The sequence below is a fragment of the Mesorhizobium sp. BR1-1-16 genome, assembly GCF_020165495.1.
Lineage (GTDB): Bacteria > Pseudomonadota > Alphaproteobacteria > Rhizobiales > Kaistiaceae > Kaistia.
Genome location: NZ_JAIUIE010000010.1, coordinates 1 through 15,780 on the forward strand (window position 1 = coordinate 1; position 15,780 = coordinate 15,780).

Sequence of the window (15,780 nt, forward strand, 5' to 3'; positions counted from 1 at the left end):
GCGCCGCGGCGTGCGGCGCCCCGAAGGTTGAGTGGGTGGCCGCCTTATTTGGCGAGGCTGGCCTTTACCTTGTCGATGTCGGCGGTCGACATCGTGCCGACGGTGGTCACCTCGCCATTCTGGATCCGCCACAGGCGGAACGGGCCGGTGATGTCGCCGACCTCGTCGAAGGTCACCGGGCCGATGACGCCTTCATACTTGATCGGCTTGCCGTCCTTGATGAGGGCGAGCGCCTTGGCGAACTCGTCCTTGCCAGCATGGATGACCGTACCGTTGGGGTCGAGAACCTTGCGGATAGAGGCGAGGATGCCGGCACTGTCCGCCTTGCCCGTGTCCTTGCTCGCCTCGGCGATCGCAAGGCCGACGATCGCACCCGCGTCATAGGAGCGGTCGGCGGCGGGGCTGGCCGGGTCGAGGCCGGAGAAAGCCTTGTATTCCTTGTTGAAATAGTCGGTCGATGCGGTCGCGTCCGTGCCCGACGAGGTGCCATAGGCATCGTTCAGATATTCCGGGCCGACATTCTTGATGAATTCGGCGCTGTTCATGCCGTCATTCAGCAGGAACTTCTGCGGGCCGCCTTGCGAGATCCAGGCGCGCGCGATGGTCGCCCCGTCGACCGGCGTTGAGACGAGATAGAGCGCGTCGGGCGAGGAAGCGAGCGCCGCCGTCACTTCCGACTGATAGCTCGACTGCTTCTCGTTGTAGGGCGTCGTCGAGGTGATCTCGCCGCCGAGCGCCTTGTAGGCGGCGCTGAATTCGCCCGCCATGTTGACGCCGAAGTCGTTGTTGACGTTGATGATCGCGATCTTCTTGATGCCCTGGTCGATCGCGAACTTCGCCGCCGCGATGCCTTGCAGCGCATCGGAGGTGATGGTGCGGAAGAAGACGCCATTGGTTTTGCCCTCGCGGCCGAGCTTGGTCAGCGTCGGCGAGGACGAGGCGGGCGAGACCTGCGGGATCTTGGCCGGTGCGGTCACCGAGGTGAGGATCGGGATCGAGACCGACGAGATGATGCCGCCGATGATCACCGGCACTTTCTTGACCTGAACAAGCTGCGTCGCGACGTCGACCGCGACAGTGCCCTGGCTCTGCGAATCGCGCGTGTCGGTGACGATCTTGCAGCCCGCGACGCCGCCGGCATCGTTGAGGTCGCGCAGCGCCATCTCGACGGACTTGGCGCCGGCCTGGCCATATTCACCGGCCGGGCCCGTCAGTTCCATGACGAGGCCGACGGTGACGTCGCAATCGGCGGCGCGCGCGGCGCCCGTGGCCGTCAGCGCGATGACGCTGCCGAGAAGGGCGGCGCGCAACATGCGGTTCGATGTCATTGGAAACTCTCCCTGCCGCTTTGTCGCGGGCTTTGCCCCCGGCGTTCGAAATCAGTCCATCTGCAGCCAGGTTTCCTGCAGATGGCGCCACACGACCCCCCGCGGCGCGCTGTCGTCCTTGAGGAACAGCGCCATCGACTGCCGCCGCGTCGTGCGTCCGTCACGATACTGTCGCTCCACATAGATGAGCAAGACGGCATCGGCGCTGACATGGACCGCCTCGACATCCTCGATGCCGATCTCGAAGCGCGTCGTCTGCGAGCCCTTCGCGCCGGCGATCCATGTCGTGATTTCCGGCAGGGCCAGCATCGTGCCGCCGGGCGTCGTCAGCCGAAACTCCGGTGCGGTCGTCCGCTGCCAGAGCGCGAACTCGTCTTCGCTCGCTGTCCCGAGGAACCAGCGGACGAAGAAATCATGCGAGGCCTCGATCTCGCGGATCGCGGCGGCGACGAGGGGATGCTGCGCTGTCATTGGGCGTTCAGGTTGTATTTCATGATCGAGCCATGGCGGCCGGTCCGGTCGCGCTCCAGCGTGTAGACATCGCCCTCCGGCCCCTGCCGCTTGGCCAGCACGGCGTCGATCTCGGCGCGGTCGGCGTCCGTCAGGCGCAGCGCGCCGATAGCGAGATTGCGGGCGAGGTGGGCGCGGTTGCGCGCGCCGACGATCACGGCGGCGACGCCGGGACGGTCGAGCACATGCCGGCTCGCCACCGTGGCGATATCGACGCCATGCCGGGCCGCGACGCGGGCAAGCGCGGCGAGCAGCTCCTGGAACAGCGCCCAGCCGCCGAAATCGTCGATGATCAGCTTGTATTTGGTCAGCGAGCGGTTTTCGAGCGGTTCAGCAGGTTCGGCTGCCCCGAGCCAGCGCTCGCCGAGGAAGCCGCCGGCGACGGTGCCATAGCAGAGAAGGTCGATGCCGTGGCGGGCCGCGAAGGCGACGAGCCCGTTTTCCGGCCGATGGTCCAGCACCGAATACTGGACCTGCAGCGTGCGGATCGGCACGCCGGCATCCAGCATTTCCTTGACGCGCGGAACATCGAAATTGGTGCCGCTCACGAAGCGGATCTTGCCCTCGCGGCGCAGCTCGTCGAGCCAGACGGCCGTCTCGACATAGCGCGGCACATCATAGTCCCACCAATGGAACTGGACGAGGTCGAGCCGCTCCATCTTCAGCCGTTTCAGCGACTGGTCGATGATCGCGGCGATGTCGGACTTGCGGATGCGGTCGAGGATCGCGAGATCGGGCACGCATTTCGTGTGCACATGAATGCGGTCCAGCGCGGCCTTGCCATGCGTAGCGGCATAGGCGGCGCGGAAGTCGCCGATCATCGCTTCGACGCCGGTATAGATGTCGGCGCAGTCGAAGGTGACGATGCCGGCCTCGGCGAAGGCCTCCATGTCCGCGATCGCGGCGGTGCGGTCGATGGCGCCATGGCCGCCGGCAAGCTGCCAGCCGCCACGGATAACGCGGGAGATCGTGTAATCGGGGGCGAGGTCGAATTGGTCCATCGTCGTGTCTTTCATTCGGCCTTCGGCAGCGGCACGGCCGTGGTCGCGGCATGGGAGAAGCGGCGAAGGCCCAGGCGCGTGATGCGGAGGCGCGAAGGGCAGTTGGGGTCGGGGCAGGCGATCTCGGCGTCGCTCGTCATCCAGTCATGGGGATGAGTCGGGCGCTGTTTGGCGGCCAGGAGCGGCAGCACCGAGGCCAGCGAATAGATCGAGATGCCCTGTCCCGGTGGCAGATGCAGCATCTCGCCGCGCAATTCGAAATGATCGCCGACGACAGCGCCGCAATAGAGATTGGCGCCGGGCGGCGCGACCACCTCGACGCGAAGGTCGTAAAGTTCGAAATGATCGTCGGTAACGCCGCTCATCACGCTCCTCGTCGTCTCATTGACTGGGCCGCATCGTGGCGGGTCCATGACTGGCCCCTTGAGAGTTGGGCCGAGCCATGTAGAACGGACGCGAGGGCCGGTCCGGCCCGCCACGCTCCCCCGCCTCTGGTCTGGCGCACGCATGCTCGAAGTGCAATCGGTTTCCAAGTCCTTCGACGGCTTCCGCGCGGTCGACGACGTCAGTTTCGTCGTCCCCGCCGGGTCGATCGTCGGCTTGATCGGGCCGAACGGCGCCGGCAAGACCACGACCTTCAACCTGATCGCCGGAACCTTGCAGCCGACCTCGGGCTCGATCCGCCTCGGAGGCCACCCTGTCGAGCATGAGCCGGCGCATCGGCGCATTGCGGCGGGCCTTGCCCGCACCTTTCAAATTCCGAAGCCATTCGGCGAGATGTCGGTGCTGGAAAACGTGCTCGTCGCGGCGCGGTCGCAGCCCGGCGAGCGCATGCTGGCAAACCTGTTCGCCCGCGCTGATGTGCAGCGGCAGGAGAAGGCCAACATCGCCCGGGCCCGCGACATCGTCGCCTTCGTCGACCTCGCTCGCGTCGAGCGCCTGCCGGCCAAGGCGCTGTCGGGCGGTCAGCGCAAGCTGCTGGAGCTTGCCCGCGTCCTGATGGCCGAGCCGAAGCTGATCCTCCTCGACGAGCCCGCCGCCGGCGTCAATCCGGCGCTGCTGGAGACGATCATGGCGCGGATCGAAACCATCAATCGCGGCGGCGTCACCTTCCTGATCATCGAACACAATATGGACCTCGTGGCGCGGCTCTGCGGCGAGGTGATCGTGATGGCGGAGGGCCGCGTGCTTGGCCGGGGTGCGCCGCAGGTGATGGCGCGCGATCCGCGTGTCGTCGAGGCCTATCTTGGCGGAGCTGCCGCGTGACCGCGCCTGTGGCTCTTGTCGCCCGCGATATCGAGGCCGGGTATGAACCGGGCCTGCCGATCGTCAAGGGCGCTACCATCACGGTCGGCCACGGCGAGATCGTTGCGCTGCTTGGCCCCAACGGCGCCGGCAAGTCGACCTTGATGAAGGCAATTGCCGGTCTGGTGCCGATTTCGCGCGGCGCCGTCCTGCTCGGCGATGTCGATATTACCCGGACGGCCGCTCACAGGATGGTGCGGCGGGGCCTCGCCTTCGTGCCTCAGACCGAAAATGTGTTCACGACCATGAGCGTCGAGGAAAACCTCGTTCTGGCAGGCCATATCGCGCCGGCAGGAACGCGCGCCGCCCGTGTCGCCGCCATGCTGGCCCTCTTCCCTGACCTCGCGCGGCAACGCCGCCTCGCGGCCGGTCGTCTTTCCGGTGGGCAGCGCCAGATGCTGGCGGTCGCCCGTGCCCTGATGATCGAGCCATCGGTGCTGATGCTGGACGAGCCCTCTGCGGGGCTTTCGCCGAAGCTGGTCGGCGAGGTATTCGCCAAACTTTCCGAAATTCGCGCAAGCGGCGTCACCATCCTGCTGGTCGAGCAGAACGCCCGCGCCGCGCTCGCCATCGCCGACCGCGCCTATATTCTCGCCGACGGCCGCAATCGCCATGAAGGGGCGGCCGCCGCGCTGGCGGCTGATCCCGATATCGCCGCGCATTATCTCGGTCTCGGCGGCGCGGATGCCGGCGTCGGCGGGAGGATCGCGCCATGAGCCTGCAATTTCTCGCTGACGGTCTCTTTGCCGGCGCTTTGATCGGGCTCGGCGCTGTCGGCCTGACGCTGACCTATTCGATTCTGCGTTTTTCGAATTTCACGCATGGCGACTTCATTTCCTGGGGCGCCTATCTGGCGCTCGGCGTTGTCAGCGCCTTGACCGGCTGGATCGGGCCCGCCGCCCGCTTCATGCCGTTTTCTTTCGGCTGGCCGCTCATCGTCGGCGGGCTTTTCGCCATGGCTTTGACCGGGCTGCTGGCGCTCGCGCTCGATGCGGCCCTGTTCAAGCCGCTGCGCCGCACCGGCCACGGTATCGTCATGGTGATCGCGAGCTTCGGCGCTTCGCTGGCGCTGAGGGCGATGCTGGAGTTCCTGTTCACCTCCGAGCCGGCCTATTTCAGCCGCGCCATCCAGATCGCGATCCCGATCGGCTTCGGCATCCGCGTGACGCCCGATCAGGCGGCGATGATGGGCCTCGCCCTCGTCGTCGTCATTGCGATGCATCTCCTGCTGACACGCACCCATATCGGCCGCTCGATGCGGGCGGTGAGCGAAAATCCCGCGCTCGCCCGCGTGGTCGGCATCGATGTTGCTGCCGTCATCCGCGCCACCTGGCTCATCGGCGGGGCGCTTGCCTGCGTCTCCGGCATCATGCTGGGGCTGACGGTGCAGATCCGGCCGCAAATGGGCTTCGACCTGCTGCTGCCGCTCTTTGCCGCCGCCATTCTCGGCGGCATTGGCAGTGTGTGGGGCGCGATCATCGGTGGTCTCATCGTCGGCATCGCGGAGGCGGGCGCCGTGCAGGTCATCGGATCCGAATATCGTTCGGCTGTCGCCTTCGTGTTGCTCATCGCCATGCTGCTCGTCCGGCCGCGCGGCCTCTTCGGAGTGCGCGAGGGATGATCGACCTTCTCGGCTACGGCGCCTTCTTCCTCGTCAACGCGCTGATCTTCGGCGTGCTCTGCCTCGGCCTCAACCTGCAATGGGGCCAGACGGGCCTGTTCAATGTCGGCGTGGCCGGTTTCGCGGCGATCGGCGCCTATGCCTCGGCCATCCTGACGACGCCTGAGGCGGCCGAGCGCATTGGCGGTTTCGGCTGGCCGATCCTCGCCGGCTGGCTGGCCGCGATGTTGATTGCCGGCGCCGCAGCCGCGTTGGTCGGTCTCGCGACGCTGCGCCTTCGCGCCGACTATCTCGCGATGACGACCTTCGGCATCGCCGTCACGATCCAGGTGGTCGCGCTCAACGCGACGGCGCTCACGGGCGGTCCGTTCGGCATCGCCTTCATTCCGCGCCCGTTCGCGAGCCTTGCCGAAACGCCGATCGCCTTCAACGCGGCCAATCTGGCGCTGACCGCCGCGGTCGTGCTCGGCCTCTTCCTGGTGCTCGAAACACTGACCCGCAGCCCCTGGGGGCGCGTGCTGCGCGCCATTCGCGAGGACGAGGCCGCCGCCGCCTCGCTTGGCAAGAGCGTCAATTTCTATCGCCTGCAGGCCTTCGCCTTCGGTGGCGCCATCATGGGTCTTGCCGGCGCCATGCAGGCGCATTTCATTGGCTTCATCGCGCCAGACAACTATCTGTCGATCCTGACCTTTCAGGTCTGGGCGATGCTGATCGTCGGCGGCTCCGGCAATAATCGCGGCGCGCTTATCGGCGCGGTCGTCGTCTGGGCGCTGTGGAGCCTGTCGAGCCTCGCGGTCGGCACCTTCGTGGCGCCAGCGTTCCAGGCCCGGGCTGCTGCGCTGCAGATCGTCGCGATTGGCATGGCGCTCGCGGTGATTTTGCTGGTCCGGCCGCGCGGACTTGTCGGCGAGCGTGCCACCGTCTCGCGCGATGTCGAAGCGTTGCATGACGAGGGCGCGCCCGCGCATGAACCCGTTCGGGATTGAAAGAGAGAGACATGTCGCTTCTGCCGATCTTCGACGGCCATAATGACGTTCTGCTCCGCCTCGTGCGGCGCGAGGGCGCGGCGCGCGCCTTTCTGGACGGCACGGAAGACGGGCAGCTTGATTTGCCGCGCGCCCGTGCCGGCGGCCTCGTTGGCGGCCTTTTCGCGGTCTTCGCCCCGCCAGCCAGCGGCTTTGCCTATGCCGAGCAGATGATGGGCGCCAATTACGACGTGCCGCTGCCCGGCATGCTGCCGATGAACGAGGCGCGCGAGGCAGCGCTCGCCATGATCGCGTTGCTCCTGCGCATCGAGCGGGAATCGGCTGGCGACGTCGCGATCTGCCGTGATGCCGGCGAAATCCGTGCCGCGATCGCGCGTGGCGCATTCGCCACCGTCCTGCATATCGAGGGCGCCGAGGCGATCGATCCCGGGCTCGAAATGCTCGACGTGCTCCATGCCGCCGGCCTTCGCTCGATCGGCCCTGTCTGGAGCCGGCCGACGGTGTTCGGCCATGGCGTGCCGTTCCGCTTTCCGGGCTCGCCCGACACCGGGCCTGGCCTCACCGAGGCCGGCGAACGTCTCGTTGCCGCCTGCAATGCGCTGCGAATCCTGATCGATCTTTCGCATCTGAACGAGGCCGGCTTCTGGGATGTGGCGCGCCTCTCGAAGGCGCCGCTGGTCGCGACCCATTCGAATGCCCATGCGATCACGCCGTCGGCCCGCAACCTGACCGATCGCCAGCTCGATGCGATCCGCGACAGCGACGGCATGGTCGGGCTCAATTTCGCGACCTGTTTCCTGCGGCCCGACGGGCGCATGCGCACCGACACCGGCCTCGACACGATGCTGCGCCATCTCGACTATCTCATGGAACATGTCGGCGAGAATCGCGTCGGGTTTGGGTCGGACTTCGACGGCGCGCTGATTCCGGCCGAGATCGGCAGCGCCGCCGGCCTGCCGAACCTCGTCGCCGCGATGCGCGCGCATGGCTATGACGAGGCGCTGCTCACCAGGCTGGGCTCGGAAAACTGGCTGAGCCTGCTGGAACGAACCATCGGTTGATGCGATGTCGCGGTGGCGGCCTGACTTTGAGAGGAAGAGCGGGGATATGACTTTCGTCCGGCGACTGGCAGGCGCTGCCGCAATCCTGACCTTTGTCCTCGCTTCTGCGGTGATGGTCGGATCGAGCGAGGCCCAGGAGCCGGCGCCCGCGACGCCGCCGGCAGCGGGCGCAAAGCCGCCGGCCGTCGAGGCGCAGCCGGTCACGCCGCCGCAACTGACCGTACCCGCGACCGAGCCCGTCGAAGAGGGCATTCCCGAGCCGGCTGTTCCCCCCGACGAGGCGCCCGTCGGCGCGAATGATGGCGACGCGGTCGTCGTCGGTCCGCAGCGGCCGATCCGGGTCGGCGTTCATGTGAGCGCGCCCTTCGTCATGAAGCGTGGCGGCAAATTTACCGGCATGGCGATCGACCTGTGGGAGAACCTCGCCGGTGATCTGCAGCGGACATTCACCTATCAGGAGTTCCCGACCGTCGGCGCCCTGATCAAGGCTGCCCATGACGACCAGATCGATATTGCGGTTTCCAACATCACCGTGAATGAGAGCCGGGCGCGGCGGATCGACTTCACGCAGCCATGGTTCGATGCCGGGCTTCGGATCATGATCAATGAGCGCAGTCACGCCAGCGTCCTCGACGTGATCGGCGAACTGCGCGATGCCGGCTTTCTCACCACCTATGCCCGGATCGGGTTGGCCCTTCTGCTGGCGACCATCATGATGACGTTGTTCGATCGTCATTTCGATAGCGCCTTCCCGAAGCGCTGGCGTGATGGCTTCGCGGACAGTTTCTACACGGTGATGCAGATCGCGACGACCGGAAAGCCGGCGACGCGCAAGAACCTGTTCGGTTGGCTCGGCCGCATCTGGCAGGGCGTCTGGCTGATGGCGGGCGTCGCGGTCATCGCCTATGTCACCTCGTCGGTGACCACCGTGATGGCGACGCTCTCGGCTGCCAACCAGATCCACAATGTCGAGGATCTCGAGGGCCGTACGATCGGCGTGATCAAGGACACCGTCTCCAATGATTTCGTCCGTGAGCAGGGCCTGCGCAATATCGCCTTCCTCACATTCGACGAGGCGATCGCAGCGCTGGAAAGCGGCGATGTCGACGCCATCATCGAGGATGGCCCTGTGCTGCAATATTACATGTACACGCATCCCCGCGCCGATGTGCGGCTGGTCGGTCCGCGTTTCGAGCCGAGCAAATATGCCTTCGGCACGCCGCAGAACAGCGTCCTGCGCCGTCCCGTGACCATCGAATTGCTCTCGTCCGAGGAGCACGACGAGATCGACAAGCTGCGCCTCAAATATTTCGGGCAGGAGCAATAGCCGGATCGGCCGGCGCCGGCCGCGTGAACCCCTTGCTGGCCGCCAGCATCGCCTGCGTATAGTCAGCCTTCACCGACCCATCGCGGAGCGCCGCAGCCGTCGTCTCCTCGACCATGCGGCCCTGGCGCAGCACGATCAGCCGCTCGCAAAGATGCGCCACCACGGCGAGGTCGTGACTGACCAGGATATAAGCGAGGCCGAAGGCGCGACGCAGCTCTTCCAGGAGGTTGAGGATCTCGGCCTGCACCGAGGCATCGAGCGCCGAGGTCGGTTCGTCGAGCAGCACGATCCTCGGCCGGAGGATCAGCGCACGGGCGATCGCGATGCGCTGGCGCTGACCGCCGGAAAGCTGATGTGGATAGCGGAAGCGATAGGACGGCCCGAGCCCGACCTCCTTGAGCGCCGCCACGATCCGCGCCTCGGCATCGGGAATCCGATGGATCGCCAGCGGTTCTGCGAGGATCTGGTCGACCGTGTGGCGCGGATGCAGCGAGGCATAGGGATCCTGGAACACCATCTGCACGGCGGTGAAGAAGTCCATCCGGCGCGGCGTCGGAACCGCGACGCCATCGAGCATCAAATGGCCGCCTGAAAGCGGCGCAAGTCCGGTAATGGCGCGCAGCACCGTCGATTTGCCCGAGCCGCTCTCGCCGACAAGGCCGAGCGATTCGCCGGGCGCCAGCGTGAATGAGACATCGTCGAGCGCCGCGACCGTGAGCCGCCCGACGCCGAACCGGACGGAAAGATGCGACGCTTCGAGCAAGGGTGGTGCCGTGGTCATCGGGCCCAGGCCGGATCGCGGGTGAGCACGGGGAGCGGATGGCTGTCGCCCGCGAGCTTCGGCAGGCAGCCGATCAGCCCGCGCGTATAGGGATGCCGCGCCGCGCCGAGCGCTCCCGAAGCAAGTTCCTCGACGATTTTGCCGGCATACATCACCAGAACGCGGTCGCAGAACGAGGCGACCATTTCGAGATCGTGGCTGATCAGGATGAGGCCCATGCCACGCTCGGCGACGAGCTGGTCGAGGATCCGCAGCACCTCGCCGCGCACGGTGACATCGAGCGCCGAGGTCGGCTCGTCGGCGATGAGCAGTTCCGGCCCGGTGATCAGCATCATCGCGATCATCACGCGCTGGCCCATGCCGCCGGAGAGTTCATGCGGATAGAGCGCCATGACGCGGTCGGGCGCGGTGATGCGGACGTCTTCCAGCATGGCCAGCGCCGCCCGCTTCGCCTCGCGATGCGAAACGGGCGCATGGGCGCGGTAGGATTCGATGATCTGCTGCCCGACGGTCATCACCGGATTGAGCGAATAGCGCGGGTCCTGCATCACCATGGTCATGCGACTGCCGCGAAGGCTCCGCCGGACCTGCGGCGATGCGGTCATCAGCTCGATGCCGTCGAAGACGAGGCGGCTTGCGGTGACTTCGCCGGGCTTGGCGGTGAGCCCAAGGATGGCGCGCCCGGTCTGCGATTTGCCGGAGCCGCTTTCCCCGACAATGCCGAGCCGTTCGCGCCCGAGCGTGAACGAAATCCCCCGCACCGCTTCGACCGTGCCCTCGGCAAGGGGGAAGCGGACGCGGAGATCCTCCACCTCAAGCAGCGGCGCGGTCATCGCGCGGCCTTTGGATCGAGCGCGTCCCGCAACCCGTCGCCGAGCAGGTTGAAGCCGAGGCTGACGACGAAGATGGCGATGCCCGGCACCGCCGCGACCCACCACTGATCCATGAGGAAGCGTCGGCCCTGCGCGATCATTGTTCCCCATTCCGGCGTCGGCGGCTGCGCGCCGAGACCGAGAAAGCCAAGCCCTGCGGCGGTCAGGATGATGCCGGCCATGTCGAGCGTGACGCGCACCGTCACCGATGAAAGACAGAGCGGCACGATATGCTTCAGGAGGATGCGCAGCGACGAGCCGCCTTGCAGGCGGACCGCGTGGATGAAGTCGCTGTTGCGGATGGTCAGCGTCTCGGCGCGGGCAAGGCGCGCATAAGGCGGCCATGCCGTGATGGCGATGGCGATGATCGCGTTCTCGATGCCGGGTCCGAGCGCCGCGACGAAGGCGAGCGCGAGGACGAGGCGCGGGAAGGCGAGGAAAATGTCGGTGATCCGCATGAGGATGCGGTCGATCCAGCCGCCGAAATAGCCGGAGATCGTGCCGATCGCGAGGCCGATCGGCGTGGCGATCACCGAGACGAGGATGACGACGGCGAGCGTCAGCCGCGAGCCGTAGAGAAGGCGCGAATAGATGTCGCGCGCCTGATCGTCGGTGCCGAGCCAGAACACCGGTCCCGGCGGCAGCAGTCGCTCGGTCCGAAGATCACCGCTCGCGATCGGCGAATGGGTAGCGAGCAGCGGTGCGAAGACAGCGACGAAGATCAGCAGCACCACGATGGCGAGGCCGGCCATGGCGGTCGGATTGCGCGACAGCCGTCGGAAGCCCTGCCAGGCATGGCCAAGCCGCGCCTGCGCCCGCGATTGCGGCTCGGCGGTGGTGAGCCAGGCGGCGAGCGATGAGGATGTGCCGGCCATCAGCGCGTCCTCGGATCGAGCAGGCGGTAAAGGAGGTCCGAGACGAGGTTCAGCGTCACGAAGGCGGCGCCGACCACCAGGGTGCCGCCAAGGACTGCGTTCATGTCGGCGTTCTGCAGCGATGACGTGATGTAGGAGCCGATGCCCGGCCAGGAAAACACCGTTTCGGTCAGCACGGACCCTTCGAGCAGCGTCGCATAGGAGAGCACCACCACGGTCAGAAGCGGCACGGCGGCGTTGCGCAGCGCGTGGCGCCAGACGACGCGCGCCTCGGAGAGGCCCTTGATCCGCGCCGTCACGACATATTCCTGCGCCAGCTCGTTGAGCACGAGGGCGCGCGTCATGCGGCTGATATAGGCGAGCGAGAAATAGCCGAGCAGGCAGGCGGGCAGAATGATGTGGCTGACGGCATTCCAGAACACGTCGATCTGGCCCTGCATCAGGCTGTCGACCAGCAGCAGGCCGGTGACCGGCGTCACCAGATAGTCATAGGCGATATCGATCCGGCCCGGCCCGGCCACCCAGTCGAGCTTGGCATAGAACAGCAGCAGCGCCATCAGCCCGAGCCAGAAGATCGGTACCGAATAGCCGACGAGGCCGATGATCCGCACGATGTGGTCGAGCACGCTGCCCGAGCGAACGGCGGCGAAGACGCCTAGCGGCACGCCGATGAGGGTACCGATCAGCGTGCCGAGCGTTGCGAGTTCGATGGTCGCCGGGAAATAGGTGCGGATATCCTCGATGACCGGATTGGTCGTCAGCACCGAGCGCCCGAAATCGCCGGTCACTGCCTTCACGAGATAGATGCGGAACTGTTCGACGAGCGGCAGGTCGAGCCCCATCTCGGTCCTGACCCGCTGATAGGTGGCCGCGGATGCGCGGTCGCCGACCACCGCCAGCACAGGGTCGATCGGCACGATGCGGCCGATGACGAAGGTGACGACGACGAGCCCGAACAGCGTGATCGCGAGGGTCAGTAGAAAGCCGGCGATGCCGCCGGCAAGGCCAAGAGCGGCGCGTCCGCGCCGCTCCGGCGTCGTTGCAGCCATCAGGCCAGAATCGAGGCTCAATCCTTGCTCGTGCTGGTCGCGAGGTTGTTGTCGAAGGACGGACCCATGATGAAGCCCTGGACGTTGGACCGGAGCGCCGCGCTCTCCGTCTTCTGGAACATGATGACGAACGGCCCGTCGGCCATCACGTCGCGCTGCAGCTTCTCGTAAAGCGCTGCCCGCTTCGCCGGATCGCGCTCGAGGATTGCTGCCCCGACCTCAGGGCCGAGCACGGGCGTCGGCCAGGCATTGCGCCAGGCGAGTGTTTTCGACGACGCGTCATCCTTGTTGTCGGGGTTGGAAGCGAAGGTCTGGGCGTTGGAATGCGGGTCCTGATAGTCGGAACCCCAATCGCCGATATAGATGTCATGCGCGCGGGCGCGGTATTTGGTCAGCGTCTGCTTGCCGTCGCCCGGGATGATCTCGACCTTGACGCCGGCCTTGGCAAAGCTCGACTGGATCGCCTCGGCGACGCCGGTGATCGGCTGCGTGGAACGCACATCCATGGTGACGGTGAAGCCATCCGGCAGGCCAGCCTTGGCCAAGAGCGCCTTCGCCTTGTCGACATCGAGTGCATAGGGATTGTCGTTGACCGCGCCGAGGAAGCCCTTCGGCAGGAAGGCCTGATGAACGCTGGCCTGATCCTTCATGATCGTATCGACGATCGCGCTGTAGTCGACGAGATATTTGAGCGCCTCGCGTACCTCTGGCTTTGCGAGGTTGGGATTCTTCTGGTTGAGGCCGAGATAATAGAGCGTGCCCTTGGGCGCCCGCTGGATCTTGATATCGGGGTTGCCTGAAAGAGCCGTGATCTGCTCAGGCCCGAGATTGCGCGCGATGTCGACATCGCCTTTTTCCAGGAGAATTCGCTGCGTCGCGGTCTCGGGAATGTGGCGATAGATGACGCGGGAAAGCGGTGTCGGGGTGCCCGAGAAATTCGGGTTGCGTTCCAGCACCACCACCTCATTGGCGCGCCAGTCGCGGATCGTGAAAGGACCGGAGCCGGCATAATGCGTTTTCAGCCAGCCATTGCCGAGATCGCCATCGGCCTCGTGTTCGAGCACCAGCTTCTTGTCGACCACCGAAGCGACGGATGACGTCAGCGCATAGAGCGCGAAGCTCGGCGCATAGGGGCGGTCCATTGTGAAGTCGAGCGTGTAATCGCCGGTCGCCTTGATGGCATCCTTCACATTGTCCTTGGTGATGCCGAACTGCGTGATGATGAAGGCCGGCGACTTGTCCAGCAGCACGGCCCGCTGCAGCGAGAATTCGACATCGGCTGCGGTGATCGGATTGCCCGAGGCGAATTTCCGCCCCTCGCGGATCTTGAAGCTGATCGTCTTGCCGTCGTCCGAAACCGTCCAGCTCTCGGCCACCACGCCGAACATCTTGGAGACGTCGTCGAGGTCGTAGCCGATCAGTCGCTCATAGGTGTTGCCGGCGATCTCGGTCGTCGAGAATTCGAACAGCTCGGCCGGATCGAGCGAGATGATGTCGTCGATCTGCCAGGCCTGGACCAGCGTGTCCTTCGGCGTTGCCGCGAACACACTGGAAGAGGCGAGCGCGACGGCGAAGACCGCCGCCGCGAGACCTCTACTGACGAAAGCCAAACCCATGATCGCTCCTCCGGCTGCATGACGCGGATCGGAGAAGTCTGCCTCGCGGCGTCGCCGCCGTCCATGGCCTTGCCGGGATGTCAGGCCGCCAGCGGCTCGAACACCAGCGACTGATGCAGGAAGACGCCGGCCGCGACGCCATCCGCCGATGCCCAGGTCGCGTTATGCGGCGCGCGGGCGATGTCGCCCGCCGCGAAGATGCCGGCGACCGTCGTGCGCTTGCGCTCGTCGGTGCGGATGATCGGGCCGAGCGGGGTCTCGTCGAGCGCGCAGCCGAGCCGTTCTGCGAGATCGCTGTTGTGGCGCACCACCGGCCCGACATAGAGCGCATCGATCGGCACGCTGCGGCCGTCAACCAGTTCCACGGCCGAGAGGTCGCCGCCATCGCCAGTGAGCGTCCGGACCGGGGCCGGCTCCAGCGCGATGCCGCGCGCGCCGAGCTTTGCGGCGGTCTCAGTGTCGGGCACCGGCCCGCCATTCAGGAACAACGTGGTCGGCCCCCAATCCGCGACCAGCAGCGCCTGATGCGCCGCCATCGGGTGTGACTGCAAAACGCCGAGACGGCGGCCGGAAAACTCGAAGCCGTGGCAATAGGGGCAATGCAGGACGGTCGCGCCCCAGCGTTCGGCGAGGCCCGGCACATCGGGGAGCGTGTCGGAGACGCCATAGGCGAGCACCAGCTTCTGGGCCGCGAATGCTTCGCCGCTGGCGGTCGTGACCGAGAAGCTTCCGTCGCTGCCGCTGATATCGATGACTTCGCCGGCGAGCGTCCGCGCATTCGGATAGCGCTGTATCTGCGCGCGGGCGGTTTCGATCATCGCCAGCGGGTTGCTGCCGTCCTGCGTGAAGAAACCGTGCGAGGCATCGGCGAAGCGGTTGCGCGGCCGTCCAGCATCGACGACCAGCACGGGGCGGCCCGTGCGGGCGATTTGCAGAGCGGCGGAAAGGCCCGCGAAGCTGCCGCCCACGATGACGGCGTCATAGTTTGGCATGATTGGTCTCCAGATCGACGGAACGGCCGCTGGCGACCATCCGGGCGTGAAAGTCGGCGCTGAGCATGGCGAGGGTGACGGCGCCGAAGCGGGCGAGCAGCAGCGCTTGCGCCTCCGCGAGGCTGTCGTCGAGCGCGGCATTCACCGCTTGCTCAACAAGGCATCCGGGGCTTTCCGTGCGGTTGCCGATGGCGAAGAGGTCCGGCTGGCCGAGCGCGTCATAGATGTCGCGCAGTGTGATCGCCGCGAGATCGCGCCCGATGGTCCAGCCGCCGCCATGGCCCTTTTCCGAGCGGACGAGGCCGGCCTCACGCAACCCCGCCATGATACGGCGCACCACGACGGGATTGGTTTGCATGGCCCGCGCCATCGTTTCCGACGTCACGGGCCCCTTTATTTCGGCCATGTGCAGCAGGACATGCAGCACGCCCGACAATCGGCTGTCGCGTTTCATGT

Annotated in this window: 17 protein-coding genes; 6 read left to right on the forward strand and 11 right to left on the reverse strand. The window is 66.3% G+C overall.

Features of this window, described 5'->3' with window-relative positions:
* Window positions 1-44 precede the first annotated feature (44 nt).
* The 4 genes from LB518_RS18580 to LB518_RS18595 all read right to left on the reverse strand — a co-directional run bounded on the left by LB518_RS18580 (window position 45) and on the right by LB518_RS18595 (window position 3,204).
* The gene (locus LB518_RS18580; RefSeq protein WP_224579453.1) at window positions 45-1,313 is read right to left on the reverse strand and encodes an ABC transporter substrate-binding protein; all 1,269 of its coding nucleotides are present in this window, start codon (window positions 1,311-1,313) and stop codon (window positions 45-47) included.
* Window positions 1,314-1,379: 66 nt separating this feature from the next.
* Window positions 1,380-1,799, reverse strand: a complete 420-nt coding sequence (locus LB518_RS18585) for a hypothetical protein (protein ID WP_224579276.1) — start codon at window positions 1,797-1,799, stop codon at window positions 1,380-1,382.
* Window positions 1,796-2,839: an aldo/keto reductase gene (locus LB518_RS18590; RefSeq protein ID WP_224579454.1), complete on the reverse strand. Its 1,044-nt coding sequence runs from the start codon at window positions 2,837-2,839 to the stop codon at window positions 1,796-1,798. The genes LB518_RS18585 and LB518_RS18590 overlap by 4 nt, the downstream gene beginning before the upstream one ends.
* Before the next feature lie 11 nt (window positions 2,840-2,850).
* Complete coding sequence (locus tag LB518_RS18595) at window positions 2,851-3,204, reverse strand: TIGR04076 family protein (RefSeq protein ID WP_224579277.1); 354 nt, start codon at window positions 3,202-3,204, stop codon at window positions 2,851-2,853.
* A 142-nt stretch (window positions 3,205-3,346) separates the two neighbouring features.
* Between LB518_RS18595 and LB518_RS18600 the strand changes: the two genes are divergently transcribed.
* The 6 genes from LB518_RS18600 to LB518_RS18625 are packed head-to-tail and all read left to right on the forward strand — an operon-like array spanning window position 3,347 to window position 9,139.
* Complete coding sequence (locus LB518_RS18600) at window positions 3,347-4,105, forward strand: ABC transporter ATP-binding protein (protein WP_224579278.1); 759 nt, start codon at window positions 3,347-3,349, stop codon at window positions 4,103-4,105.
* Window positions 4,102-4,860 carry an ABC transporter ATP-binding protein gene (locus LB518_RS18605; protein WP_224579279.1) on the forward strand — a complete coding sequence of 253 codons (759 nt, stop codon included), beginning with the start codon at window positions 4,102-4,104 and terminating at the stop codon, window positions 4,858-4,860. The genes LB518_RS18600 and LB518_RS18605 overlap by 4 nt, the downstream gene beginning before the upstream one ends.
* Window positions 4,857-5,765, forward strand: a complete 909-nt coding sequence (locus LB518_RS18610) for a branched-chain amino acid ABC transporter permease (RefSeq protein ID WP_224579280.1) — start codon at window positions 4,857-4,859, stop codon at window positions 5,763-5,765. The genes LB518_RS18605 and LB518_RS18610 overlap by 4 nt, the downstream gene beginning before the upstream one ends.
* On the forward strand, window positions 5,762-6,751 hold the full coding sequence (locus LB518_RS18615) for a branched-chain amino acid ABC transporter permease (RefSeq protein ID WP_224579281.1): 990 nt from the start codon (window positions 5,762-5,764) through the stop codon (window positions 6,749-6,751). Before LB518_RS18610 ends, LB518_RS18615 begins: the two co-directional genes overlap by 4 nt.
* Window positions 6,752-6,762: 11 nt before the next feature.
* A complete protein-coding gene (locus LB518_RS18620) occupies window positions 6,763-7,812 on the forward strand; it encodes a dipeptidase (RefSeq protein ID WP_224579282.1) in 1,050 nt (349 codons plus the stop codon).
* 46 nt (window positions 7,813-7,858) lie between these two features.
* Window positions 7,859-9,139 carry a transporter substrate-binding domain-containing protein gene (locus LB518_RS18625; RefSeq protein ID WP_224579283.1) on the forward strand — a complete coding sequence of 427 codons (1,281 nt, stop codon included), beginning with the start codon at window positions 7,859-7,861 and terminating at the stop codon, window positions 9,137-9,139.
* On the opposite strand, the gene LB518_RS18630 is transcribed toward LB518_RS18625, so the two are convergent.
* The 7 genes from LB518_RS18630 to LB518_RS18660 all read right to left on the reverse strand — a co-directional run bounded on the left by LB518_RS18630 (window position 9,114) and on the right by LB518_RS18660 (window position 15,778).
* The gene (locus LB518_RS18630; protein ID WP_224579284.1) at window positions 9,114-9,920 is read right to left on the reverse strand and encodes an ABC transporter ATP-binding protein; all 807 of its coding nucleotides are present in this window, start codon (window positions 9,918-9,920) and stop codon (window positions 9,114-9,116) included. The genes LB518_RS18625 and LB518_RS18630 overlap by 26 nt on opposite strands.
* On the reverse strand, window positions 9,917-10,753 hold the full coding sequence (locus LB518_RS18635; RefSeq protein ID WP_224579285.1) for an ABC transporter ATP-binding protein: 837 nt from the start codon (window positions 10,751-10,753) through the stop codon (window positions 9,917-9,919). Before LB518_RS18635 ends, LB518_RS18630 begins: the two co-directional genes overlap by 4 nt.
* The gene (locus LB518_RS18640; protein ID WP_224579286.1) at window positions 10,750-11,667 is read right to left on the reverse strand and encodes an ABC transporter permease; all 918 of its coding nucleotides are present in this window, start codon (window positions 11,665-11,667) and stop codon (window positions 10,750-10,752) included. The genes LB518_RS18635 and LB518_RS18640 overlap by 4 nt, the downstream gene beginning before the upstream one ends.
* Window positions 11,667-12,716, reverse strand: a complete 1,050-nt coding sequence (locus tag LB518_RS18645) for an ABC transporter permease (protein ID WP_224579455.1) — start codon at window positions 12,714-12,716, stop codon at window positions 11,667-11,669. Before LB518_RS18645 ends, LB518_RS18640 begins: the two co-directional genes overlap by 1 nt.
* 17 nt (window positions 12,717-12,733) lie before the next feature.
* Window positions 12,734-14,332, reverse strand: a complete 1,599-nt coding sequence (locus LB518_RS18650; RefSeq protein WP_224579288.1) for an ABC transporter substrate-binding protein — start codon at window positions 14,330-14,332, stop codon at window positions 12,734-12,736.
* Window positions 14,333-14,412: 80 nt separating this feature from the next.
* On the reverse strand, window positions 14,413-15,324 hold the full coding sequence (locus LB518_RS18655; RefSeq protein ID WP_224579289.1) for an NAD(P)/FAD-dependent oxidoreductase: 912 nt from the start codon (window positions 15,322-15,324) through the stop codon (window positions 14,413-14,415).
* Window positions 15,311-15,778 carry an Rrf2 family transcriptional regulator gene (locus tag LB518_RS18660; RefSeq protein ID WP_224579291.1) on the reverse strand — a complete coding sequence of 156 codons (468 nt, stop codon included), beginning with the start codon at window positions 15,776-15,778 and terminating at the stop codon, window positions 15,311-15,313. Before LB518_RS18660 ends, LB518_RS18655 begins: the two co-directional genes overlap by 14 nt.
* Window positions 15,779-15,780: the final 2 nt, after the last annotated feature.